At 67.2% G+C, this 24534-nt stretch carries 25 protein-coding genes and 1 tRNA gene; 21 read left to right on the forward strand and 5 right to left on the reverse strand.

Annotation, left to right across the window (positions count from 1 at the left end):
• The 9 genes from NP4_RS33740 (at position 1) to NP4_RS33780 (ending at position 9846) form a co-directional block, all read left to right on the forward strand.
• The gene (locus tag NP4_RS33740) at positions 1-1218 is read left to right on the forward strand and encodes an MCE family protein (protein ID WP_082876457.1); all 1218 of its coding nucleotides are present in this window, start codon (positions 1-3) and stop codon (positions 1216-1218) included.
• Positions 1215-2246: an MCE family protein gene (locus NP4_RS33745; RefSeq protein WP_068006591.1), complete on the forward strand. Its 1032-nt coding sequence runs from the start codon at positions 1215-1217 to the stop codon at positions 2244-2246. Before NP4_RS33740 ends, NP4_RS33745 begins: the two co-directional genes overlap by 4 nt.
• The gene (locus NP4_RS33750; protein WP_068006593.1) at positions 2243-3301 is read left to right on the forward strand and encodes an MCE family protein; all 1059 of its coding nucleotides are present in this window, start codon (positions 2243-2245) and stop codon (positions 3299-3301) included. Before NP4_RS33745 ends, NP4_RS33750 begins: the two co-directional genes overlap by 4 nt.
• A gap of 14 nt (positions 3302-3315) precedes the next feature.
• Positions 3316-4554, forward strand: a complete 1239-nt coding sequence (locus tag NP4_RS33755; RefSeq protein ID WP_082876458.1) for an MCE family protein — start codon at positions 3316-3318, stop codon at positions 4552-4554.
• A complete protein-coding gene (locus NP4_RS33760; RefSeq protein ID WP_068006597.1) occupies positions 4551-5783 on the forward strand; it encodes an MCE family protein in 1233 nt (410 codons plus the stop codon). The genes NP4_RS33755 and NP4_RS33760 overlap by 4 nt, the downstream gene beginning before the upstream one ends.
• Positions 5780-7183, forward strand: coding sequence for an MCE family protein (locus tag NP4_RS33765; RefSeq protein WP_068006599.1), 1404 nt, complete (start codon positions 5780-5782; stop codon positions 7181-7183). The genes NP4_RS33760 and NP4_RS33765 overlap by 4 nt, the downstream gene beginning before the upstream one ends.
• On the forward strand, positions 7180-7902 hold the full coding sequence (locus NP4_RS33770; RefSeq protein WP_068006601.1) for an Rv1363c family protein: 723 nt from the start codon (positions 7180-7182) through the stop codon (positions 7900-7902). The genes NP4_RS33765 and NP4_RS33770 overlap by 4 nt, the downstream gene beginning before the upstream one ends.
• Positions 7899-8387 (forward strand): Rv1363c family protein, encoded by a 489-nt coding sequence (locus NP4_RS33775; RefSeq protein ID WP_068006603.1) that lies wholly within the window; start codon positions 7899-7901, stop codon positions 8385-8387. Before NP4_RS33770 ends, NP4_RS33775 begins: the two co-directional genes overlap by 4 nt.
• A gap of 91 nt (positions 8388-8478) precedes the next feature.
• Positions 8479-9846 carry a DoxX family protein gene (locus tag NP4_RS33780; RefSeq protein WP_245997867.1) on the forward strand — a complete coding sequence of 456 codons (1368 nt, stop codon included), beginning with the start codon at positions 8479-8481 and terminating at the stop codon, positions 9844-9846.
• Here the strand turns inward: NP4_RS33780 and NP4_RS33785 are convergent, their stop codons facing one another.
• Entirely contained in the window at positions 9847-11346 is a 1500-nt protein-coding gene (locus NP4_RS33785; RefSeq protein ID WP_062507932.1) for an alpha,alpha-trehalose-phosphate synthase (UDP-forming), read from the reverse strand.
• A 91-nt stretch (positions 11347-11437) separates the two neighbouring features.
• Positions 11438-11605, reverse strand: coding sequence for a hypothetical protein (locus NP4_RS41825; RefSeq protein WP_169813844.1), 168 nt, complete (start codon positions 11603-11605; stop codon positions 11438-11440).
• 194 nt (positions 11606-11799) lie between these two features.
• On the opposite strand from NP4_RS41825, the gene NP4_RS33790 reads away from it, so the two are divergent.
• The 5 genes from NP4_RS33790 (at position 11800) to NP4_RS33810 (ending at position 15437) form a co-directional block, all read left to right on the forward strand.
• Complete coding sequence (locus NP4_RS33790; RefSeq protein ID WP_068006605.1) at positions 11800-12639, forward strand: alpha/beta fold hydrolase; 840 nt, start codon at positions 11800-11802, stop codon at positions 12637-12639.
• 111 nt (positions 12640-12750) lie between these two features.
• On the forward strand, positions 12751-12993 hold the full coding sequence (locus NP4_RS33795) for an MbtH family protein (RefSeq protein ID WP_019931522.1): 243 nt from the start codon (positions 12751-12753) through the stop codon (positions 12991-12993).
• 107 nt (positions 12994-13100) lie between these two features.
• Positions 13101-13175 (forward strand) — tRNA-Thr (locus tag NP4_RS33800).
• Positions 13176-13257: 82 nt separating this feature from the next.
• Positions 13258-13992 (forward strand): response regulator transcription factor, encoded by a 735-nt coding sequence (locus tag NP4_RS33805; protein WP_169813845.1) that lies wholly within the window; start codon positions 13258-13260, stop codon positions 13990-13992.
• Entirely contained in the window at positions 13989-15437 is a 1449-nt protein-coding gene (locus tag NP4_RS33810) for a sensor histidine kinase (protein ID WP_068006607.1), read from the forward strand. Before NP4_RS33805 ends, NP4_RS33810 begins: the two co-directional genes overlap by 4 nt.
• Before the next feature lie 29 nt (positions 15438-15466).
• Here NP4_RS33810 and NP4_RS33815 read toward each other — a convergent pair whose 3' ends face one another.
• Entirely contained in the window at positions 15467-15892 is a 426-nt protein-coding gene (locus NP4_RS33815; protein WP_062507946.1) for an HIT family protein, read from the reverse strand.
• A 145-nt stretch (positions 15893-16037) separates the two neighbouring features.
• Here NP4_RS33815 and purD point away from each other — a divergent pair, with 145 nt between their 5' ends.
• Positions 16038-17315 (forward strand): phosphoribosylamine--glycine ligase, encoded by a 1278-nt coding sequence (purD, locus tag NP4_RS33820; protein WP_068006609.1) that lies wholly within the window; start codon positions 16038-16040, stop codon positions 17313-17315.
• A gap of 15 nt (positions 17316-17330) precedes the next feature.
• On the opposite strand, the gene NP4_RS33825 is transcribed toward purD, so the two are convergent.
• A complete protein-coding gene (locus NP4_RS33825; RefSeq protein WP_068006611.1) occupies positions 17331-18320 on the reverse strand; it encodes a M23 family metallopeptidase in 990 nt (329 codons plus the stop codon).
• A gap of 123 nt (positions 18321-18443) precedes the next feature.
• On the opposite strand from NP4_RS33825, the gene NP4_RS33830 reads away from it, so the two are divergent.
• The 5 genes from NP4_RS33830 to NP4_RS33850 all read left to right on the forward strand — a co-directional run bounded on the left by NP4_RS33830 (position 18444) and on the right by NP4_RS33850 (position 23398).
• The gene (locus NP4_RS33830) at positions 18444-19610 is read left to right on the forward strand and encodes a pyridoxal phosphate-dependent aminotransferase (protein ID WP_211335870.1); all 1167 of its coding nucleotides are present in this window, start codon (positions 18444-18446) and stop codon (positions 19608-19610) included.
• 175 nt (positions 19611-19785) lie between these two features.
• Complete coding sequence (locus NP4_RS33835) at positions 19786-20430, forward strand: TetR/AcrR family transcriptional regulator (RefSeq protein ID WP_068006616.1); 645 nt, start codon at positions 19786-19788, stop codon at positions 20428-20430.
• 11 nt (positions 20431-20441) lie between these two features.
• A complete protein-coding gene (purB, locus tag NP4_RS33840; RefSeq protein ID WP_068006618.1) occupies positions 20442-21863 on the forward strand; it encodes an adenylosuccinate lyase in 1422 nt (473 codons plus the stop codon).
• A gap of 8 nt (positions 21864-21871) precedes the next feature.
• The gene (locus NP4_RS33845) at positions 21872-22303 is read left to right on the forward strand and encodes an HIT family protein (RefSeq protein WP_068006620.1); all 432 of its coding nucleotides are present in this window, start codon (positions 21872-21874) and stop codon (positions 22301-22303) included.
• A gap of 135 nt (positions 22304-22438) precedes the next feature.
• Positions 22439-23398: an alpha/beta hydrolase gene (locus NP4_RS33850; RefSeq protein ID WP_068006623.1), complete on the forward strand. Its 960-nt coding sequence runs from the start codon at positions 22439-22441 to the stop codon at positions 23396-23398.
• Between the two features lie 133 nt (positions 23399-23531).
• Here NP4_RS33850 and NP4_RS33855 read toward each other — a convergent pair whose 3' ends face one another.
• Positions 23532-23747 carry a DUF397 domain-containing protein gene (locus tag NP4_RS33855; protein WP_062507960.1) on the reverse strand — a complete coding sequence of 72 codons (216 nt, stop codon included), beginning with the start codon at positions 23745-23747 and terminating at the stop codon, positions 23532-23534.
• 134 nt (positions 23748-23881) lie between these two features.
• Between NP4_RS33855 and NP4_RS33860 the strand changes: the two genes are divergently transcribed.
• Entirely contained in the window at positions 23882-24508 is a 627-nt protein-coding gene (locus tag NP4_RS33860; RefSeq protein WP_147287964.1) for a hypothetical protein, read from the forward strand.
• Positions 24509-24534 lie beyond the last annotated feature (26 nt).

Here is a 24534-nt window from a genome sequence, read left to right on the forward strand (position 1 = left end):
ATGGCGGCAAACAAGCTGGTCGAAAAGGACGGCGCCGGAAAGATCTTCGGCGCCGGGTGGGGCGTCAAACTGGCCGGGCTGGCGATGGTGCTGAGTCTGGCGGCCGTCGTCGCGGTCGCGCTCACGATGTTCGCCGGTGGATTCACCTCGACCGAGACCGTCTATATCGATGCCCAGCGCGCCGGTCTGGTACTGGACCCCGACGCCAAGGTGAAGCTGCGCGGCGTGGAAATCGGCCGGGTGAAGGCGATTTCGTACACCGGCGACAATGCCCGGCTGCAATTGGCCATCCAGCCCGATCAGATGAAGCTGCTGCCCGCCAACGTCGGCGTGGATATCCGCTCCACCACCGTCTTCGGCGCGAAATACGTGAATTTCACGCTGCCCCAGCATCCTTCGGCGAAACATCTGGACCCCGGCGTGACGGTGAACGCGCGGTCGGTGACCGTCGAGTTCAACACCTTGTTTCAGCATCTGTCCGATGTGCTCGCGAAGATCGCACCCGAGAAGTTGAATGCGACCCTGACCGCGCTCGGCACCGCCCTGCAGGGCCGCGGCGACAAGTTGGGTCAGCTGCTCGCCGATTCGGATCAATATCTGCGAGATATCAATCCGAGCCTGCCGGATCTGCAACGCGATCTGCAGACCTCGGTCGGGGTGACGAATCTTTATGCCGATACCGTCCCGGATTTGTTGCGCACCACCGACAATGCGGCGGTGACGGGCGGCACGATCGTGCGGAAGCAAGAAAGTTTCGACGCCGTGTTGATGAATCTCATCGGCCTGGCCGACACCACGCGACCCATTCTGAGCGATAACGAGCAGTCGCTGGTGACGGCCCTGGATCTGTTGCGCCCCACCACCGCTCTGCTCAACGAGTACCGCACGGGACTCAACTGCGTGATCGAGGGCATCGGCAGCCGCGTCGACATCATGAACCAGATCTTCGGCGGCAGCGGCGCGGGCGTGCTGCTGAACGCGGGCTTCATGCCCGGCGGCGAACCCTATCGCTATCCGCAGGATCTGCCGAAGGTGAACGCCACCGGGGGCCCGCACTGCGACGGAACCAATGTGCGCGAGCCCGGCAGTCACGCGCCCTATCTGGTGACCGACACCTCCGAGGGCGAGGTGTGGACACCGGAACTGCACACACATCTCAACGGCCCCAGGGTGTTCCAGTTGATGTTCGCCGGGCTGCCGGGGGTGCCCAACCCATGAGGTTCAAACCGCACGCCGCGACCGTGAAGTTATCGATCTTCACGCTGGTGATGGTGCTCGTCCTGGCCCTGCTGGGCGTGGTCTTCAGCCAGATGCGCTTTTCCCGCGAGACCGGATATCACGCGATCTTCACCAGTTCCTCGGGCATGCTGCCCGGTTCGAAGGTACGCATCGCCGGGGTGCCGGTCGGCTCGGTCAAGCGGGTGTACGTCGGCAAAGACCATCTCGCCCATGTGGATTTCGACGTCGACACCAAATATCGGCTCTACACCAGCACCCAGGCGGCCATCCGCTACGAGAACCTCGTCGGCGACCGGTACATGGAACTGCTCGAGGGGCCCGGCGCCGCACAGGGTATGGCCAAGGGCGGCACGATCGGAACCGACAAGACCAAGCCCGCCCTCGATCTGGACCTGCTGCTCGGCGGCTTCAAACCCCTGCTGCGCGGGCTGGATCCGGCGCAGGTGAACGATCTGACCAGCGCGTTGCTACAGGTGTTCCAGGGGCAGGGCGGCGCGCTGGTGGCGCTGCTCAACAGCGGCGGCTCGTTCACCAAGACCCTCGCCGATCGAGATGCCCTGATCGGCAGCGTGATCGAGAATCTGAAGACCGTCCTCGCCACGATCGACGACCGCGGCAAGGAATTCGACACCACGCTGACCGAACTGCAGCGCCTGGTGAGCGGGCTGGCCGCGGACAAGGATCCGATCGGCGCGGCGCTGCCGCATCTGGCCGGCGCGACCGGGGATCTGACCGATCTGCTGCGCGAGGCCCGGCCCGATCTGAAACAGGACTTCGCTCAGCTGGGGCGGTTGTCCCAGAACATCGACGACCACTCCGGCGATGTCGAATGGATTCTGCAGCAGCTGCCCGAGACCTATCGCAAGCTGGTCCGGGTCGGTTCCTACGGGTCGTTCCTCAACATGTACGTCTGCGGCGTCACCATGCTCGCCGACGGTCCCGACGGTAAGCCCATGGAAGTGCACCTGAAGGGCAACCAGACGACCGGAAGGTGTGCCAGCGAGTGAACGGCGAACGGTCTCCTCTCATTTCGATCGGCGTGGTCGGCATCGTGGTCGCGGTCGCGATCTCGCTGTCGGCCCTGCAGTTCGATCGGCTGCCGTTCGTCAGGAGCGGCGCCGAGTTCAGCGCCTTCTTCGCCGATGCGGGCGGTTTGACGGTGGGCGATCCGGTGCAGGTCGCCGGGGTGCGCTCCGGGCGCGTGGAGGATGTGCGCCTGGACGGGGCCAAGGTGCGGGTCCGCTTCATCCTCGACGAGTCGATCCCGCTGGGCCGTCGCACCACCGCGGCGATCAAGACCAATACGATCCTGGGCCGCAAAACCCTCGAGGTGGTGCCGCAGGGCGACGGGGTGATCCGGCGCGACGATCCGATTCCGTTGGAGCGCACCACCTCTCCGTACTCGCTCAACGACGCGCTGGGCGATCTCACCAAAACCGTGCAGGGCCTGGATCTGGACCGGGTCAACACCACCCTGGACACGCTGTCGCAGACCTTCGCCGACACCCCGGCTCCGCTGCGTTCCGCGCTCGACGGCGTCACCGCGCTCTCGCGCAGCCTCAACGCCCGCGACAAGGCGCTGACCGAACTGCTCGGGCACGCCCAGAACGTCACCAAGGTGCTGTCGGACCGGGCCGATCAGATCAACGCGCTGCTGCTGGACGGCAACGATCTGCTCGGCGAGCTGGACGCCCGGCGCGCGGCGCTGAGTCAGCTGATCGTCTACGTCAACGGCCTGGCCCAGCAGCTGACCGGCTTCGTCAACGACAACGAGGCCGAGCTGAAACCCGCGCTGGACAAGCTGAATTCGGTGCTGGGACTGCTGCAGCGCAACAAGGACAATCTCGGCAAGGCGCTCGACGCGCTCGGCCCCTATGCCGCGGCGCTGGGCGAACAGGTCGGCAGCGGGCCCTACTTCCAGGCCTATCTGTCCAATGTCGAGAGCATTCCGCTGCGCGCGCTGGTCGACGCGATGGTCTGGCCGGATCGGTTGCCGCAGGCACTGTCCGACGCCTTCGGCCTGCCGACCACCAGTCCTGCCGATCGGGAGCCGCCGCGATGAACGCATTACGCCGGATGACCTCGGTGCCGCGCTGGGCCCGCCTGATCGCCGCCGCGCTGGTGGTGGCGCTGGCCGGTTGGATCGGCTACAGCGCGGTGACCAATATTGGAAAGACCCACGTCACAGCGTATTTCCCGTCCACGACCGGACTGTATGCCGGGGATGACGTGCGCATCCTCGGGGTGAAGGTCGGGCGGATCGACTCGATCGAGCCGGGCCAGGACCGGGTGAAGGTGGCGATGACCGTCGATCGCGGCATCGACATCCCCGCCGACGCCCGCGCGGTGACCATCTCGCCCTCGCTGGTGTCGGCCCGGTTCGTGCAGTTGGCGCCCGCCTATGTCGGCGGCCCGAAGATGCACGACAATGCCGAGATCCCGATCGAGCACACCGCGGTGCCCGTGGAATGGGACGACATCAAGGCCGAATTGACCAAGCTGTCACAGGCTCTGGGGCCGGTCGGCGACGACAAGCAGGGTTCGTTCGGCCGCTTCGTCGGCACCGCCGCGGACAATCTCGGCAACGGCAATGCCCAGTCCTTCCGGGACACCCTGCGGGAACTGTCGGCCACGCTCGACACGCTGTCGGACGGTCGCACCGATCTGTTCGGCACGATTCGCAATCTGCAGCAGTTCGTCGATGTGCTGTCCAATAGCAATGAGCAGATCGTGCAGTTCGGCGGGCGGCTGGCCTCGGTGTCCTCGGTGCTGGCGGGCGTCTCCTCGGATCTCGGTGCGGGACTGGACAATCTGGATTCCGCGGTGGCCGATGTGAAGCGATTCCTCGACGAGCGTGGCGGCGCGCTGACCGAGAGCGTGCAGCGGCTCACCGATGTCACCCAGTTGCTCGCCGACAAGCGACCCGAACTCGAGCGAGTGCTGCACGCGGGCCCGAACGGGCTGGTGAACTTCTATCAGATCTACAAGCCCGCCCAGGGTTCGCTCGCGGGCGCGCTGGTCGGTACGAACTTCGCCAATCCCGTCCAATTCCTGTGCGGTGCGGTCGAGGGCATCCAGGCCGACGACTCCGACAAATCCGCGGCGCTGTGCCGGCAGTATCTGAGCCCGGTGCTGAACTCGCTGATGATGAACTACCCACCGCTGCTGGTGAATCCGGCGTCCACCCAGACGGCGTTCCCCAGTCAGCTCGTCTACAGCACCCCGGAACTCGCCGACCGGGCCGGGGCGCAGGCTCCTCCGGTCTCGGTGCCCAACGGCATCGCCGGACTCGCACTTCCGGGAGGCGGGCGATGAAAAGAAGACTGCGGGTCGCGGGTGTGGCGATCGGGCTGGCGGTACTGCTGGGGGCGACCGGCTGTCAGTGGGACGGCCTGAACTCGCTGCCCATGCCGGGCGCGGCGGGTACCGGTGCGGGTTCGTGGCGGGTGCGCATCCAGATGCCGAATGTGACCACGCTGACCCGTAATTCGCCGGTCAAGGTGGACGACGTGACCGTGGGAACGGTGACCGGGATCGAGGTGGAGAACTGGCACGCGCTGGTCACCGTGAGCCTCGACCGGGATGTGAAATTGCCCGCCAACGCGATCGCGCGGATCGGGCAGACCAGCCTGCTGGGCAGCAATCACGTCGAACTGGCCGCGCCCCAGGGCGTGCAGCCGCAGGGGCAACTGAAAAACGGCGACACCATCCCGCTGGATCGCGCCGGAACCTTCCCGAGCACCGAGCAGACGCTGTCGTCGCTGTCTGTGGTGCTCAACGGCGGCGGTATCTCACAGCTCGAGACCATCACCCATGAGCTCAACGCGACCTTCACCGGCCGTCAGGACGCGATTCGCGATCTGCTTCCCCAATTGACCCAGCTGACAACGACTCTCGATCAGCAGACCGGTGACATCATCGCCGCCATGGGTGGGCTGGACCGGTTCGCCGGGCAGCTGGCCCAGCAGAAGGATCAGGTGGCCGCGGCCATCCAGAACATCCACCCGGCGCTGACGGTGCTGGCGGATCGGCGCGAGAACATCACCAAAACCATTACCGCGCTGGGTGATCTGAGCGAGGTCGTGCAGCGGGTGATCGCGCAGGGCGGCCACGATCTGAAGGCGAATCTGGCCAATCTGTGGCCCACGCTGCAGTCGCTGGCCGATACCGGTGACCGCCTCGCGAATTCGCTGCAGCTGCTGCTGACCTTTCCATTCCCGATCAAGGGCATCAACAAGGCGGTCAAGGGCGACTACATGAACCTGTTCGTCACCTACGACCTGACCGGCGCCCGCATGGATTCCAACTGGCTGACCGGCACCCCGCTCGGCGGGGCGTTCGGCGGCGTGCAGGCCAAATACGGCGTCGAGGCGGCGCTGGGCACGATCGCGGGGACGGCCGGTGTGAAGGGCGATCCGGTGCAGGGCCCGCTGCAGCCGCCGCAACCGACGCCGAGCATTCCGGGGCTGCCGCCGATTCCGGGCCTGCCCGCCATCCCCGGCCTGACGGTTCCCGGTGCGCCGCAAGGAGGTCCGGGGCAATGAAACTCACCCGGTTCGTACGCACCCAGCTGATCATCTTCTCGGTGCTGACGGTGGTCGGCGTCGTGGTGATGGCCGCGAGCTATATCCATCTGCCCGCGATGTTCGGCGTCGGTCGCTACACCGTGACGGTGAAACTGGTGGCCACGGGCGGGCTGTATCCGACCGCGAACGTCGCCTATCGCGGCACGAATATCGGCAAGGTCGACGAGGTGCGGCTCACCCCCGACGGGGTGGACGCGAAGCTGTCGATCAACAGTGACTACAAGGTGCCCGCCGATGTGGACGCCTACGTCAAGAGCGTATCGGCGGTCGGCGAGCAGTACGTCGATCTGGTGCCCACGGCCTCGCCGCACGGCGGCAATCTGGGCGACGGTTCGGTGATTCCGGTGGAGCGCACCAAACTTCCGCAGGATGTCGGCGCCATGCTCGATCAGGCCGACCGACTGCTGTCCACGGTGGCCGATACCAAACTGCGGCAGCTCATCGACGACGCGTTCATCGCCTTCAACGGGGCCGGGCCGGATCTGCAGAAGTTCATCGACTCCGCGTCGCTGCTGGTGCAGGAGGCCAAGGCGAATACCGGGCAGACCAAGGATCTGCTGGAGAAGATCGGGCCGCTGCTGGACACCCAGAACCGCTCCGATGCCGCCGTGCGCTCCTGGACCCGGGATCTGGCGACGCTGACCGATCAACTGCGCCAGCACGATCCCTCGCTGGGACAACTGCTCGACCGCACGCCCTCGGCCGCGCAGAAGGTGAGCTCGACGTTCCAGGATCTGAAACCGACACTGCCGCTACTGCTGTCGAATCTGGTGACCGTCGGGCAGGTGGGCGTGACCTATCACGCCGGGCTGGAACAGATTCTGGTCGTCTTCCCGCCGCTGATCGCGGCGCTGATGACCTCGGCGAGTACCGCGCCGTCGAAATACGGTGCGGTCGTGGACTTCGCGCTCGGCCTCAACGATCCGCCGGGCTGCACCACGGGCTTCCTGCCGCCGGAGCAGTGGCGCTCCCCGGCCGATTTCAGCACCCCGGACACACCCGAGTCGTACTGCAAGATTCCGCAGAACTCGCAGACCTCGGTGCGCGGTATCCGCAACTTCCCGTGCGAGGACGTGCCCGGTAAGCGCGCGCCGACCCCGGAGATCTGCCACGATCCGCGCGGCTATGTTCCCCAGGGCGACAATCCGCCCAGCGGTAAGCCCAATCCGGTGCCCGCGGCGGGCGGACCCGCCGAGGCACAGACCCATCCTGCGGCCGTGAACAGGCAGTACGATCCCGGCACCGGCACATTTCTCGGTCCCGACGGCCGAACCTATCGGGAAGGCGACGTCGCAGCGGGTGGTTCGGGAACGGTACCGTCGAGCTGGCAGACGATGCTCGAGGAGCAGCAACGATGAGCGAAACCAAAGACACCGAGGGGCGGGGACGGCGGCGCGCGGTGCGGTCGGCGGGACCGGCCGAGGGTGCCACCGAGGTGGAGCCGATCGTGGAGCGGTCCGCGGTCACGGCGAAATTCGACGCCCCGGTGGTCGAGCCCACGGTTGTGTCCGAACCGGCCGTCGCGGCAATCGAATCGGCGGCCCCGGACGCGGCGGCCGGTGGGGACGGCCCCGCGAAGTCCGGCCGCCTGGGAGCGCTCGGTTGGGCGGCCGCGGTGATCGCGGTGCTGTCGGCGCTGGCACTGATCGGATCCGGCGGCCTGTACATCTATCACGACCGGCACGCGAACGCGCTCGACACCCGGCGGGCCGACTATGTGCAGACCGCCAAGCAGGCGGTGCTCAACCTCACCAATATCAAGGACGACACCGCGCAGCAGGACATCGATCGGGTGCTCTCGGTCGCCTCGGGCCAGCTCAAGGAGGAGTACGCCTCCCGTAAGGACGCCTACGCGCAGGTCGTGCAGCAGGCCAAGGTCAGGGCCACCGGCGAGATCATCGACGCGGCGATCGAAAGCGACGACGACGACACCGCCCGGGTTCTGGTGGCCGCCAAGCAGACACTGACCAATGCGGCCTCCGCCGATCCGCAGCAGCGGTACTACCGCTTCCGGATCACCGTTGGCCACGGTGACGACGGACATCTCACCGCCTCACAAGTGGAGTTCGTGCCATGACCGCCAAACTGCGCCCGTACCTGTTCGCCGGGGCCGCGATCCTGTTCGTGGCCGCCGTGGCGGTGGGCGGGTTCGTCGGCTGGGGCATCTGGTCGGACCGGCAGGCCGAGCAGGCCCGCGGCGATTCGACAACGGCCGCGCGCCGGACCGTACAGGCCATGTTCAGCTACGACTTCCACACCGTCGACACCGAACTACCCAGGGCCGCCGACAATCTCACCCCGGAGTTCCGCAAGGACTACCTCAAGCTGGTCAACGATGTCATCGCCAAGGGCGCCAAGGAGAAGGAGCTCACCGTCAAGGCCAATACCCAGGCCAGCGGTGTGGTCTCCGCCGATCGCTCGCACGCGGTGGTGCTGCTCTATCTGAACCAGATCACCACCAGCAAGGACGCCCCGCAGGGCACGGTCACTCCGAGCCGGGTGCGCGTCACCCTGGACAAGGAGGACGGGCACTGGCTGGTGGCGCAGGTGACGCCGGTCTGAGCGAATCCGGTCGTTAAGCGGAAGACCCTGTCCCCCTTAAGGACTGCGCTCTACATTCGAGGCACAGTGTTCGGCGACGCCGGGAGGGGCGATGGTGGCGACCGCGTCGGGTGCGGCGGAATCCGGTATCGAACCGGCGGAAGCCAGGACCGAGACGCGCTGGAACCTGTGGACTCGCATCGGATTTCGATTCGGGTTCTGTTATTTCGGGTCGTTCGGGCTGGCGGCCGTGCTGGGGTTGACGCCGATCCTGTTGGCGGGGGCGGGATTGCACCTGTCCTGGTTGTCGGTGTCGCGGGTGTTGGATCGGGTGCGGCCGCCGATCGAGTGGGTCGGTGGCCGGGTGCTCGGGTTGCGGGTGGAGAGTACGCAGGTCGGTAGCGACAGCGCCTTCCAGTGGACCGTGCTGTTCTCGATGGTGGTGGCCGCCGCGGTGGTCACGGTGGTGTGGTCGGTGCTGGATCGTCGGCGCGGTGGATATCCGCGGCTGCTGGCCTGGTTCCGGGTGTATCTGCGGTTCGTGCTGGCCACGGCGATGTTCTATTTCGGCATGGCCAAGGCGATTCCGACGCAGATGCCGTTCGTATTGAGTCGGCTGGTGGAACCGTTCGGCAACTTCAGCCCGGAGGGGGTGCTGTGGTCGCAAGTCGGGATTTCCCAGCCGTACGAGATCGCGCTGGGCGCGGCCGAACTGCTCGGCGGGGTGCTGCTGCTGGTCCCGCGGGCCACGGCCGCGGGCGCGCTGCTGTGCGCGGTCGATATGACCCAGGTGTTCCTTCTGAACCTGACCTACGACATCCGACTGAAGACGGTGTCGTCACAGTTGTTGCTGCTCAGCCTGTTTCTGCTCGCTCCGCACGCGCGGCGGCTCGGCGCGGTCCTGTTCTCCGATCGGGCGGCGCCCGCGGCCCGTCCGGCGGCGCTGTTCGCGACCCGGCGGGCGAATCGGATCGCGCTGGGCGTGCAGCTCGGCGTCGGCCTGCTGCTGTTGGGTGTGACGGGCGCGCAGAACTGGCAGCAGTGGCACAGGCCCGCACCGGAGCTGTACGGCATCTATCGGGTCGACGGGTTCTCCGCCGAGGGCTACCGGCGCGATCCGCTGCTCACCGACGAGCTGCGGTGGCGGCATGTGGTCGTCGATCGACCCTTCCACGTCACCGATCCGGTCGTGCTGACCATTCAGCACATGGACGATTCGTTCGAAATGTACGGCGGCACAATCGATCCCGCGCGACACTACATCGATCTCGAGCATGCGCTCGAACTCGGCACCTACCGGCAGGCCCCGGTCCGGGTGCGGCTGAGCTACTGGTGGCCCGAGGCCGGGCGGCTGGTCATCGATGCGGACGACTATGCGGGACATCGCATTCACGCCTGGTTCACCAAATTGGATCCGAAGGCGTTCCCGCTGACCGAGCGCGGCTTCAGCTGGGTGCAGGAGCGGCCCTACAACCGCTGATCAGCTCGCCTCGGGATCGATGTCGTCATCGGACAGCAGCGCGCTGCCCGCCACCCGATCCTGGGCCAGCGCGTCGAGGAAGGCGCGAGCCCAGCGGTCCACGTCGTGGGTGAGGACCTGGCGGCGCAGCGCGCGCATGCGGCGGCGGCGAGTATCCGGATCGTCGGACAGGGCGTGGGTGATGGCATCCTTCACGCTGTCCAGATCGTGTGGGTTGCACAGGTAGGCCTGGCGCAATTCGGCTGCGGCGCCGGTGAATTCGCTCAGCACGAGCGCGCCGTTGAGGCCGCTGTGGCAGGCGACGTACTCCTTGGCGACCAGATTCATGCCGTCGCGCAGCGGGGTGACGAGCATGCCGTCCGCGGCGACGAAGAAGGCGATCAGCTCGTCGCGGGGGATCGGCCGGTGCAGATAGTGCACGACCGGGAAGCCGACCCGGGCGAATTCACCGTTGATGCGTCCGACCTGGCGCTCGATATCGCTGCGCATCTGGATGTAGCTCTCGACCCGCTCGCGGCTGGGCGTGGCCAACTGCACCATCACCGTCTCGCTCGGATCGATGCGGCCCTCTTGGAGCAGCTCGTCGAGGGCGGCCAGGCGGATATCAATACCCTTGGTGTAGTCGAGCCGATCGACGCCGAGCAGGATGTTCTTGGGATTGCCCAGCTCCGAACGGATCTGGGCGGCCCGTTCGCGCACCGAGCGACGGCGCGACAGCTCGTCGAGTTCGGCCGAGGCGATCGAGATCGGGAACGCGCCCACCCGCACGGTGCGGAAACCCACCTGCACCACACCGAGTTTCGAACGGATGCCCACATTGCCGCGCGAAGTCGGCTGTCCGGCAAGGCGTCTGGCCAGATACAGGAAGTTCTGCGCGCCGCCGGGCAGATGGAAGCCGATCAGATCCGCGCCGAGCAGACCCTCCACGATCTCGGTCCGCCACGGCAGCTGCATGAACAGCTCCACCGGCGGGAACGGGATGTGCAGGAAGAATCCGATGGTCAGATCGGGCCGCAGCATGCGCAGCATCTTCGGCACCAGCTGCAGCTGATAGTCCTGCACCCAGACCGTCGCGCCCTCGGCGGCGACCTTCGCGGTGTGCTCGGCGAAGCGGCGATTGACGTTGACGTAGGCCGCCCACCACTCGCGGTGGTACTCCGGGCGGACGATCACATCGTGATACAGCGGCCACAGGGTTCCGTTGGAGAAACCCTCGTAGTAGTCGGCGACCTCCTGGGCGGCCAGTGGTACCGGATGTAGCTCGAGGCCGTCCTCGATGATCGGATCGAGGTCGACATCGGGCACACCCGCCCAACCGACCCAGGCGCCGTTGTTGTTGCGCAACACCGACTCCAGCGCCGTCACCAGCCCGCCCGGGCTGCGCTTCCAGCGCTTGGAGCCGTCGGGTAGTCGCTCCAGATCCACGGGCAGCCGGTTGGCGACCACGACGAATCCGGAGCCCGCCCCATCACCCTGGTAGCCCTTGGGTTCGGAATCCATATCGGGTACAGCGTGCTCGGGTCTGTCGGTCTGGGGTTCGGTCACTGGATCCTCCGCTCGGGCCCGCTGTAGTAGTGGAAACTCCGACCGGCTAGTCGCCCCGGCCGGTCGGCCCGATGCCGAGCATCGAGAGCAGCATTCGGCACTCGTCGGCGTCGGTGGCGTAGGCGGCGACGACTCGCTGGGCTTGCCGGGCAGTCTCGTCGGCGAGCGGTTCCAGGTCGTCGTCCGCGATGTCGTTGGCGCCCTTCGCGGCCATCATCGTGTCCTCTCGGCTCGGGTGATTTGTCACGGTTACGAGAAGTCAATGGTATCGGGCGTGGTCCACCGAGCCGTCGCCTCGGTGCCGACCGCGCCCTAACCGCAATACCCTCTCGGCACCGGGGAAACGTCCTCGTGCGGCAAAGCTATACCGTGGAGGGAGTCTAATGTCGCGGGAAAGGGATCAGCATTATGCCGTTGGCCACGGTGAACGGAATCGCGCTGAACTATCAGGTGAAGGGTGACAAGGCCAAGGGCACCGACACCAAGGGCGCGGCGCCGCTGGTCGTGCTGATCATGGGTACGGGCAGCCCGGGGCGGGTGTGGGAGCTGCATCAGGTGCCCGCGCTGCTGGCGGCCGGTTATCGGGTCTGCACCTTCGACAATCGGGGTATCGCGCCGACCTACGAGGCCGCGACGGGTATCCACATCGACGATATGGTCCGCGACACCGCGGCGCTGATCGAGTTCCTGGACGAGGGTCCCGCGCTGGTGGCGGGCACCTCGATGGGTGCGCGGGTGGCGCAGGAGCTGGCGCTGGCCCGGCCCGATCTGGTGCGCAAAGCCGTATTCATGGCCGGGCACGGGCGGCTCGACATCTTCCAGAAGACGCTGTCGCTGGGCGAGCACGAACTCGACGCGAGCGGGCAGAAGTTGCCCGCGAAGTACGAGGCGGCGCTCAACGCGGTGCTCAACCTGTCCCCGGCGACCATGGCCGATCCGCATGCCGCGCGGGACTGGCTGGATCTGTTCGAATTCACCGGTGGTCCGGTCACTCCCGGTATCCGCGCGCAGCGACGGATGGATCACGACTTCGAGCGGTTGCAGGCCTACCGCGGGATCAAGGTGCCGTGTCTGGCGGTCGGTTTCGCCGACGACCGGATGATTCCGCCGTATCTGGCCCGCGAGGTGGCCGAGGCCATCCCGGGCGCGCGGTATCAGGAGATTCCCGATGCCGGGCACTACGGCTATCTGGAACGACCCGAAGCGGTGAACAAGGTTCTGCTCGATTTCTTCGCAGGGTCCAGGTAACCGCCCTGGCGTAACGCCGGCCTTGCTAGGGTCGACACAACGCTGACGGGCTCCGGCTGACCGCCTCGCCCGAGCGTTTCCGTTTACAGCGCCAGTATCCAGTGAGGTGAAATGAGCACCAACCCCTTCGACGACGAGGACGGCCGCTTCTTCGTCCTGGTCAACGACGAGGAACAGCATTCGCTGTGGCCGGCCTTCGCTGAGGTCCCGGCCGGATGGCGAGTGGTGTTCGGCGAGGACAGCCGCGCTGCCTGCGTCGAATACGTGGAGAAGAACTGGACCGACATGCGGCCCAAGAGCCTGCGTGACGCGATGGCCGCCGACGACGCGGCCCGGCAGGCCGCGCAGTCCTGACCCGCAGTAGCTCCGATACTGCGCCAGCACGGGCAAGCACCGGCCGTGCGGAAGTGCTGCGACTTTTCCGCACAGCCGGTGCCCCCGGCTATGATTGCTCCGTTTTCGCCTCCTTAGCTCAGTGGTAGAGCACCGCTCTTGTAAAGCGAAGGTCGTCGGTTCAATCCCGACAGGGGGCTCCAGTGCAGGTCCGGCTCATCGTTCCCAGGAAACTCCCAGCCAAGGCTCAGCGGGGTGGGTGGCGGGAGGTGGACGATGGGCGTCATGAATGGTGTGGCTGATCGGACGCCCGAGGCTCGGGTGTTGGTGGTCGACGACGAGCCGATGATCGTGGAGTTGCTCTCGGTCAGTTTGCGCTATCAGGGATTCGAGGTGGCCAGCGCGGGTAACGGGGCCGAGGGGCTGGACAAGGCCAAATCGTTTCGGCCCGATGCGCTCATCGTCGACGTGATGATGCCGGGGATGGATGGGTTCGGATTGCTGCGTCGGCTGCGGGCGGACGGGATCGACGCGCCTGTGCTGTTTCTCACCGCGCGCGACGAGGTGGAGGACAAGGTCACGGGGTTGACCCTGGGCGCGGACGACTACGTCACCAAACCCTTCAGCCTCGAGGAGGTGGTGGCGCGGTTGCGGGTGATTCTGCGCCGCTCCGGTCACGTGGTGACCGAACGGAGGTCCTCGCGGATCACCTTCGAGGACATCGAACTGGACGACGACACCCACGAGGTGTGGAAGGCGGGGGAGCCGGTCTCCCTGTCGCCGACGGAATTCACCCTGCTGCGGTACTTCATGGTGAATGCGGGCACGGTGCTGAGCAAGCCACGCATCCTCGACCATGTCTGGCGCTACGACTTCGGTGGCGAGGTCGGCGTGGTCGAGACCTACGTGTCGTATCTGCGCAAGAAGGTCGACACCGGGCCGGATCGGCTGATCCACACGCTGCGCGGGGTGGGATACGTGATGCGCGCGCCCAGTCGCAGCAGGTCGACCGCGAAATGAGCGGTGCGCGTCGGGCGATCGCGCATCGCTTGGCGTCGGTGCCGTTGCGGGTGACGCTGGTGCTCGCGCTGGTCTCGCTCGCGGCGCTGGGACTGCTGGTGTCCGGGCTCGCGGTGACCTCGGCCATGCATCGTGTGCTGCTCGACAGCGTGGACCGGCAGATCACCCAGCTCGCCCACGGGATGGCCGATCCGAATCGGCCGCCGCCGCCTCGGCCCGCCTTCGATCGCGGTTTCATCCCGTTCTACATCGACGTCAAAGACGCAGCGGGCAAACAGATCCGGTTGGAGGCGCCCGATCGCAACTTCGCGCCGGATCTGCCCGCCGATCTCGACCGGCATCCGCGCACGGTCGGTTCGATCGGCGATTCGGATCTGCACTGGCGCGTGGTGCGGCTGGTGTCCCCATTGGGCACGACGGCCGTTGTGGCGCAACGGCTCAACGAGACCGAGAATATCGTCGATCGGCTCGTCGGCCTCGAGGTCGTGGTGGGCGCGTTGGTGCTCGCGGCGCTGGCGGTGGTGGCGCAGTTCGTGATCCGGCGCAGTCTGCGCCCGCTGCGCGAGGTGGAGAAGACGGCCGCGGCCATTGCCGGGGGTGATCTGAATCGGCGAGTTCCGGTGCAGGACACGGGAACCGAGGTGGATCGGCTGTCACAGTCGTTGAACGGCATGCTCACCCAGATTCAGCACGCCTTCGCCGCCACCGAGGCCTCCGAGGAGGCGGCGCGGCGTTCGGAGGCGAAGATGCGCCGGTTCGTCGCCGACGCCAGTCACGAGCTGCGGACCCCGCTCACCACCATCAAGGGTTTCGCGGAGCTGTATCGGCAAGGGGCGCTGGCCGATCCGGCGATGTTCATGAACCGGATCGAACGCGAATCCAATCGGATGGGCCTGCTGGTGGAGGATCTGCTCATGCTCGCGCGGCTGGACGCGCAACGACCGCTGGACCGGCGGCCGGTGGATCTGCTCGCGCTGGCCAGCGATGCGGTGCACAATGCCCGGGCGGTCGACGCCGCCCAGCGTCCGGAGGGGCCGGGGCGGCCGATCGATCTGGAGATCCGGCCCGGCAGTGGGACTTTGGAGATTTCCGGCGATGAGGCGCGGCTGCGGCAGGTGCTGGCCAATCTGGTCAACAACGCCCTCATTCACACCCCGCCGAGCGCCTCGGTGGCGGTGCGACTGACCCCGGCCGAGAACCACGTCCTGGTCGAGGTCGCCGATACCGGTCCGGGTCTGCCGCGCGATCAGGCCGAGCGGATCTTCGAACGCTTCTACCGCACCGACACCTCGCGCAGCCGCGACAGCGGCGGCACCGGCCTGGGCCTATCGATCGTGCAGGCTCTCGTCGAAGCGCACGGCGGCCGGGTATCGGTGTCGAGCGTGGTCGGCGAGGGCACGACGTTCACCGTGCGACTGCCGAGAAGCGCTGCCGTCTCCCGCTGACCCGGCCCCAGATGATCCCGCTGACGGAGTCAGTCGGGAACATTGGCCCCATAGCCCAGATCCCGCAGGGCCTGCTTGATCTTCTCCTGAGCCTCGTCGAGGGATTCCTTGCTCGGCTCCGGATCGGCCTGGGAGATATTGAAATCACCGAGCTCGAACGCCGGAAACACATGCAGATGCAGATGCGGCACCTCGAGCCCCGCGACGAGCAGCCCCGCCCGCGGCGCGCCCCACGCCGCCCGCACCGCCTGCCCGATCTTCTGCGCGACCCCGTTGATCCGCGCGAACGTCTCGGGCTCGATGTCCTGCCACTGATCGATCTCCTTGCGCGGCACCACGAGCGTATGCCCCTGGGTGATCGGAGCGATCGTCAGAAAGGCGACGAACTCGTCGTCCTCCCACACGAACCGCCCCGGCAGCTGGCCGGCAATGATCGCGCTGAAAACAGAAGCCATAGCGGCCAGTCTAGGTACGCGTTCCTGAACCGGCCCGATGGCAACCGTTCGTGGCCCGTCTCGACCGCGCAATGACGAGACTCAGGGGCCACGAACCGCCGGAGCGAAGCGGAGGCAGAAAACACAGTGATTTAGGCTGTCGTGCGTGCGCGTACTCGTGATCGGCTCCGGAGCCCGTGAACACGCCCTGGTGGAAGCTCTGCGCCGGGATCCGGGGGTGAGCGGAATCTTCGCCGCGCCCGGGAACCCGGGGATCGGCCAGCATGCCCAGCTGCGCTCGGTCGATCCGTGCAATGGCGACGCGGTGGCCGGGCTGGCGCGCGAGATCGAGGCCGATCTGGTGGTGGTCGGGCCCGAGGTGCCGTTGGTGCTCGGCGTCGCCGACGCGGTGCGCGCGGCGGGTATCGCCTGCTTCGGCCCGTCGGCGTCGGCGGCCCGGATCGAGGGTTCCAAGGCGTTCGCCAAGGATGTGATGAACGCCGCCGGCGTGCGTACCGCGCACAGCGAGGTGGTCGATCATCCGGGCGAACTCGATGCGGCACTGGACCGCTTCGGCCCGACCTGGGTGGTCAAGGACGACGGCCTGGCCGCGGGTAAGGGCGTGGTGGTCACCGCCGACCGCTCGGCCGCGCGCGATCACGGCGCCGAACTGCTCGAGCAGGGTCATCCGGTACTGCTCGAATCGTTCCTGGACGGACCCGAGGTCTCGCTGTTCTGCCTGGTCGACGGTGAGACCGTGGTGCCGCTGCTGCCCGCGCAGGATCACAAGCGCGTCGGCGACGGCGACACCGGACCCAATACCGGCGGTATGGGCGCCTACGCGCCGCTGCCCTGGTTACCCGAGGAGACGCTCGAGGAGATCGTCACCGGGGTGGTGGAACCCGTTGCGGCGGAACTGGTTCGGCGCGGTGTTCCGTTCTCCGGACTGCTCTACGCCGGACTGGCGATCGGCCAGGCCGGCCCCGCGGTGATCGAATTCAACTGCCGCTTCGGCGATCCCGAGACCCAGGCCGTCCTGGCGCTACTGGACAGCCCGCTCGGCGCACTGCTGTACGCGACCGCCACCGGCGCCCTGGATCGGGCCGAGCGCCCGCGCTGGAAGGATGGTTCGGCGCTCACGGTGGTGCTGGCCGCGGAGAACTATCCGGCCCGCCCCCGCACCGGCGACGTCATCTCCGGAGTCGACGCCACGCAGGCGAATACCGAAGTGCTGCACGCGGGTACATCGCTGCGTGAGGACGGCGCGCTGCTGTCCGGCGGCGGTCGGGTGCTCAACGTGGTGGCCACCGGCGCCGATCTGACCGAGGCCCGCGCCCGCGCCTACGAGCGCATCGCCAAGATCAAACTGCCCGGCAGTCACTATCGCGGCGATATCGCACTGGCCGCCGTGGAAGACCGCATCTCGATTCCCGCTCGCGTCTGACGAATCGCGCGGCGCTCAGCCCAGTCTCAACCCGTGCAGCGCCAGCCAGGGCTGCGGATCGACATGCTGTCCGCCGATCAGCACCTCGAAATGCAGATGCGGCCCGGTGGAATCGCCGCGGTTGCCGACGCGGGCGATCTGCTGTCCGGCGCGCACGCGCTCGCCGACCGAGACCGAGAAGTCGTACATATGCCCGTAGACGGTGATCGAACCGTCGCTGTGCCGAATGCGCACCCACAGCCCGAAACCCTGTGCGGGTCCGGCGTCTATGACCGTGCCGTCGGCCACCGCGTAGATGGGTGAGCCGATGGGCGCGGCGATATCGATCCCGTAATGGAATGTGCCCCAGCGCTGTCCGTAGCCGGAGGTGAACGCGCCGCGGGCGGGCAGTACGAAACCGCCTGTGCCGGGCAGGATTCCGCCGGGCAGCGTGGTGACCGGGCCGTTGAGCCAGGGCTGTGGATCGCCCGCCACCGCCGCGGCGGCCTCGGCCTTGGCTCGGTCCAGGGTCGCGCGGGCGGCCGCGGCGACGACCTGTGCCTCGCGCAGTCGCTCACCGTTGTTGATCGCCGTGAGATAGCGCTTACTCGATTCCGACGGCCCGGCCACCTGCAGCGGATAGGCGACGGGTACGCGCTGTCCCGTTCCGGGCGTGGGCGATCCGTCCAGCGGGCGGGGCGCGACGGCATCGGCCGCGGCGAACAGGGCGATCGCCGCCATCCCCGCGATGAGCACGCGATGCTGGAACATCCACGCGCGCAACGACGGCCACTGTTCCCGCGCATAGGCGCGCCAATCGCGCCGTAGATAGGCCTGCCAATCGATTTTCGCGATCCGGCGGGCCTGGCTCCGGGCCCGCGCCAGCCCGCGCAGCGCTCGCTCACGAGCCCGCCGCGCCCGGATGAGGCCGGAGTTCCGGTCCCGCCGCAGCTCGCTGCGCCAATCGGGCCGGATCACCGTCCAACCCCCTTTGTACGGCTTCGCGAGGCGTGCCTGGTCAGGCATTCTGCCGACGATAACAGGACGATTGCCCAAGTGGCAGTCCGCCCGGCCAGAACTCAGCGTGGTCTCAGGAAGGCTCCGAAATACCTCGGGCGCGTCGGCGGCCGGTGTTCTACCGTCGTTCCAGTGCGCAGTGAATCCCGTCGATCGACCGTGCCCGCCTTCTATGTCATGGACGTCTGGAAGGCCGCCGCCGAACGCGCCCGCACCCACGGCGATGTGATCGTCCTGGCGGCGGGCCAGCCGTCCACCCCCGCACCGGTTCCGGTGCTGCGCGCCACGAAGGCCGCCCTGGACGCCGAATTGTTGGGCTACACCGAGACTTTCGGCATCCTGCCGCTGCGGCAGGTCATCGCCGAACACCACATTCGCACCTACGGCTACGACGTACATCCCGACGATGTGGTGATCACGACCGGTTCATCGGGCGCGTTCACGCTGATCTTCCTGGCCGCCTTCGATCCCGGCGATACCGTGGTGGTCGCTCGGCCGGGCTATCCGGCCTATCGCAACACCCTGACCGCGCTGGGCTGCGAGGTGATCGAACTCGACTGCGGCCCCGAGACCCGCTTCCAGCCGACGGTCGCGATGCTCGAGGCTCTATCCGAACCGCCCGCGGGACTGATCGTGGCGAGTCCGGCCAATCCCACCGGAACCATGATCGCCCCGGCCGAATTGGCCGCCCTGGCGCGCTGGTGCGACGAGCACGGCACCCTGCTGATCTCCGACGAGATCTACCACGGCATCGTCTATCCCGGTATCGATACGGAGCCGACCTCCTCGGCCTGGCAGACCTCGCGCGAGGCGGTCGTCATCGGCTCGGTGTCGAAGTACTTCTCCATGACGGGTTGGCGGATGGGCTGGATGCTGACGCCGCCGGGCTTACGCCCGGCCCTGCAGCGGCTGGCGTCGAACATGACGGTGTGCCCGCCCGCGATCTCGCAGTACGCCGCGCTGCACGCCTTCGGCCCCGAGGCGAAAACCGAACTGGACGGCCATGTCCGCCGCTACGCCGAGAATCGGGCGCTGCTGCTCGAGGGCCTGCCGAAACTGGGCATCACCGACCTGGCCCCGGCCGACGGCGCCTTCTACGCCTACGCCGATATCGCGCATCTCACCGACGATTCGACGCGCTGGTGCGCGGATCTGCTGGCGCATACCGGTGTGGCGCTGGCGCCGGGCATCGACTTCGACACCCGCAATGGAAACCACACGGTCCGCATCTCGTTCGCGGGCGCGACGGCCGATATCGAGGAGGCACTGGTCCGTTTGGGCCGGTATCTCGAGTCCTGAGCCGGATTGTCCGGCAAGACTTTCCGTTCTGGCCCACCCAGCGCGCCGGAATGCGGTAGAAAAACGTAGGTTGTTATTTCAACCCGCTTCGATGTGTGCTCGAGCGAACTGGATTTCTCATTTGATCGCACCGATTTGGTACGGATGAACCGATGACGACTGGCACGATGACACGGTGATCACCGCGACGACCCCGAAAGGTGAACGGCGTCGCCAGGCCCTGGTCGCGGCCGCCGCCGAATTACTGCTCGAAGGTGGTTTCGACGCTGTACGGCACCGCTCGGTGGCCACTCGCGCCGATCTGCCCCTGGCGTCGACGACCTACTACTTCGAGTCGCTGGAGGATCTGATCGCGCGCGCGGTCGAGTTCAGCGGCAATGCCGAACTCGAGGCCATGCGCCGACGGGTGGGTGAGGTGACCCATCGCCGCCGCGGCGCCGAGGCGACCGTCGACCTGGTGCTGGACCTGCTGGTCGGCACGGACGGTCACGACGAGCGCGGCCGCCTGATCGCGCGCTACGAACGTTCGGTGGCCTCGGCCCGACATCCCGAACTACGCGATGTGCAGCTACGACTACGCAGTCAGCTCGACGAGCTGCTGGCCGATGTGCTGCGCCGGTCCGATCGGGTGGTACGGATCGAACAGCTGCGCCGGTTGGTGGCGGTGGTCGACGGGGCGGTGGTGGCCGCCCTGACCGAACAGGATCCCCAGCCCCGGCGGGTCGCGCGGGGCGCGCTGCTCGAGCTGATCGACGTGATAGCGCCCCCGGCCCGCGGCCCCGAACCGGTCGGTGTCAGCGTGGAGAGTCTGCGGCACTAAACTGGCTGCTCGTGACCCTGGTTCCCAATGTCCTCGCCACCCGTTACGCCAGTCCGGAATTGGTCCGGCTGTGGTCGCCCGAACACAAGATCGTGCTCGAGCGTCGGTTGTGGCTCGAGGTGCTGCGGGCGCAGGCCGAGCTGGGTGTGGACGTTCCCGCGGGCGTGGTCGAGGATTACGAGCGCGTGCTCGAGCAGGTCGATCTCGCCTCGATCGCCGAGCGCGAGCGGGTCACCCGCCACGATGTGAAGGCCCGCATCGAGGAATTCAATGCCCTGGCCGGGCACGAGCACATCCACAAGGGCATGACCAGCCGCGATCTCACCGAGAATGTGGAGCAGCTGCAGATCCGGCTCTCGCTCGAACACGTCTACTCGCACGGGATCGCGGTGGCCGCGCGGCTGGCCGAGCGCGCCGCCGAATATCAGACTCTCGTGATGGCGGGCCGCTCGCACAATGTGGCCGCCCAGGCGACCACACTGGGCAAGCGTTTCGCCTCGGCCGCCGACGAGGTGCTCATCGCGCTGACCCGGCTGCGCGAGCTGATCGATCGATATCCGTTGCGCGGCATCAAGGGTCCGATGGGCACCGCGCAGGACATGCTCGATCTGCTCGGCGGCGATGCGGGCAAGCTGGTGCAGCTGGAGCAGAAGGTGGCGCGGCACTTGGGTTTTGCCAACGTGCTGACCAGTGTGGGGCAGGTCTATCCGCGCTCGCTCGATCACGACGTGCTCTCCGCGCTGGTCCAGATCGGCGCGGGCCCTTCGTCTTTCGCGCACACCGTGCGGCTGATGGCCGGGCACGAACTGGTGACCGAGGGTTTCCAGCCGGGCCAGGTCGGCAGTTCGGCCATGCCGCACAAGATGAATACGCGCTCGTGTGAACGGGTCAACGGCCTGCAGGTGGTGCTGCGCGGCTACGCGTCGATGGCCGCGGAGCTGGCCGGGGCGCAGTGGAACGAGGGCGATGTGTTCTGCTCGGTGGTGCGCCGGGTCGCGCTGCCGGACGCCTTCTTCGCCGTCGACGGCATGATGGAGACCTTCCTGACGGTGCTGGTCGAATTCGGCGCCTATCCGGCGGTCATCGAGCGTGAGCTCAACCGCTACCTGCCGTTCCTGGCGACCACCCGCATTCTGATGGCCGCCGTGCGTGCCGGGGTGGGCCGCGAGACCGCGCACGAGGTCATCAAGGAGCATGCGGTGGCCGTCGCGCTGGCCATGCGCGAACAGGGCCGCGAACCCGATCTGCTGGACCGCCTGGCCGCCGACGATCGGCTGCCGCTCTCGCGCGCGGATCTCGATGCGGCCCTTGCCGACAGGTCGGCCTTCATCGGCGCGGCGCAGGCTCAGGTCGCCGAGGTGATCGCCCAGGTGCAGAAGGTGGCCGAGGCGAATCCCGAGGCCGCCCGCTACACCCCAGCCCCGATCCTGTAGCGCGAAAGATGAACCCGTACACGGTCTTTGCCGACATCATCGCCGGTCGGGCTCCCTCGTCGAAGGTGTACGAGGACCAGGATGTGCTGGCGTTCATGGATATTCGGCCCATGACGCCCGGGCATCTGCTGGTCGTCCCGAAGACGCCCGCGCGCAGCCTGGCCGAATTGGATCCCGCGATCGGCGGCAAGCTGTTCCAGGTGGGCCAGCGCCTCGCGGCGGCGCTGCGGGCATCGGAGGTCGGCTGCGACGGGGTGAACCTCTTCCTGGCAGACGGGGTGACCGCCGGGCAGGAGGTCTTCCACGTCCATCTGCACGTCATACCGCGCACGCCGGGCGACGGCTTCGGGTTGCGCGGCAGACCCACCAGCCCGGCGCGCGAGGATCTGGACTATCTGGCGGGATCGATCCGCGGTGCGCTGGAGCGCGCCGAACGCTGAGCGCTTGCCAACTGGTCAGCTGATACGAACCGAACGGTTTGCTGAACAGGCGCTAATCGGTCAATCCGAAGCCGCCCATCTGGACCTGAGCTACGTTGGAATGCGTGGTTGCGTGGGTCTGATGGAGGTGGGGAGATGCGAATCAGGACCGTTGCTGTTGCGGTGCTGGCAGTTGTTCTCGGCGTCACGGTTCCGTTGACCGGTCGGATGCCAGCGGCCGATGCGGCCAGGATCGTCGGTATCGATGAGCTCGGGCCGACACGATCCGCGGTGTTCATCGACTCGCCCGCCATGGGCCGGACCGTGCAGGTGCAGGTGCTGCATCCGCGCGGGGGCGGGCCGCGGCCGACCTACTATCTGCTCGACGGCCTGGATCCCGGCGACCGGCAGAGCACCTGGACCAATGCCACCGACGCCGAGAACTTCTTCGCGGGCAAGAACGTCAATGTGGTGCTGCCGCTGGGCGGCCAGGCCAGCTACTACACCGATTGGCGCGACGACGATCCGCGCTTCGGGCGCTATCGCTGGGAGACCTTCCTGACCAGTGAGCTCCCCCCGATCATCGACGCCGCCTTCGCGGGCAACGGGGTGAACGCGATCGGCGGACTGTCCATGGGCGGTATCGCGGCTTTCGTTCTGGCCGTGCGTGATCCACAGCTGTACCGCGCGGTCGCGGGTTACAGCGCCTGTCCCGATCTCGGGTTGGCGCAGGGTTCGATGCTGTTCTCGATCGCCAATCGAGGCGGCAATCCGGCCGGTATGTGGGGTCTGCCCGGCGATCCGGCGTGGGCCGAACACGATCCCGCGCTGCTCGCGGATCGCTTGCGCGGCAAGACGATCTACCTGTCCACCGGAACCGGCATTCCCGGCCCGCACGAGGCCGAGATCAAGCCGCAACTGCCGGAGAACATCTTCTTCGGCGGGCCGATCGAGGCGGGCGTCGATGCCTGCGTCACGGCGTTCGAGCAGCGGTTGCGGACGATGAACATCCCGGCCCGGGTCGACCACAATCCGGTGGGGACGCATTCGTGGTCGTATTGGCAGGACACGCTGCATGTTTCGTGGGGTGCCCTCGCTCCCGCCCTGGGGGCGTGAGCAAGGGCAAAAGGTGAGGCCCTGGCCGACCAAGGGCAAAAGGTGAGGCCCTGGCCGACCAAGGGCAAAAGGTGAGGCCCTGGCCGACCAAGGGCAAAAGGTGAGGCCCTGGCCGACCAAGGGCAAAAGCCCCTTATGTCCCAGGCCGGTTGAACTCGCCGTCCTTGGCGCCGAGGACGAAGGCGCGCCACTCGCCCGGGGTGAAGATCAGGGTAGGGCCGTCCGGGTTCTTCGCGTCACGCAGGCCGATATTGCCGCTGGCGAGGAATGCCACCTCGACGCCGCCCGCGCCGGCGCCGGTGCGCTGCCACACCGCGTCGGGCTCGATCTCACGATTCTTCTCTTCCACGCGTGCCCCTCCTCGCTCGGATCGTCTCGGACACGACAGTAGTCATGCGAAACCGGGCGCGCGGGCGTTCCGGAATCGAGATATTCGCCCGCATTCGGTTATCCGGTTTCACGCATTTTCGCGACCATTCCGAAATGTCCGTCGAATTGATCCGAACCACATCCGCGGCAAGCGGTGAGCCGCCCGCGCTGAAGCGCTGTGGCGATGGCCACAGCGACGATCGTGTCGAGACCCCCGAACATCGTCCGGTACCCTCGCGCGCGAACCGCTCGACCCCCCGAACCAGCTCCGACCTGGTCGAGCCGTCGTGCCGGCGGATTCGCGAAGCGGCTTCGAACCGCCCGGTCCCGGCTTCGGCGAGCGGCATCGACGGCATTTACCTCGCGATCGCGACAATTCTCGTGGTTTACCCGGCTACCGAATCGGAAACACACACCACTGTGGCTGATTTACGGCGTCGAGCGGACCGGTTGGGTCTCTCCGATCCGGCGTCCGGAAATTATGTGACGCGCCACACTGTACGCACGACCAGGATGGAGCACCGCATGGCACTCGTCTTCGACAGTTGCGCGGTGGTGCCCCGGCACCTCACCGTCGAGCAAGCTCACAACATCTTGCACATCCACAGCAGCTGCCCCCGGGATCAATGTCCGCGGCGCAAGGCCGCCCTGTTCTTCCTCATGGACTCACGCCGCACGCCGCGTCAGAACGGCCGCGATGCCGGTCGCTCCGCATCGCGCAACTCGACCGGTCTGTCGTAGTGTCCGGCGGCTCGGTCGCGACTCGG

This window comes from Nocardia pseudobrasiliensis NBRC 108224, from assembly GCF_001613105.1.
Lineage (GTDB): Bacteria > Actinomycetota > Actinomycetes > Mycobacteriales > Mycobacteriaceae > Nocardia > Nocardia pseudobrasiliensis.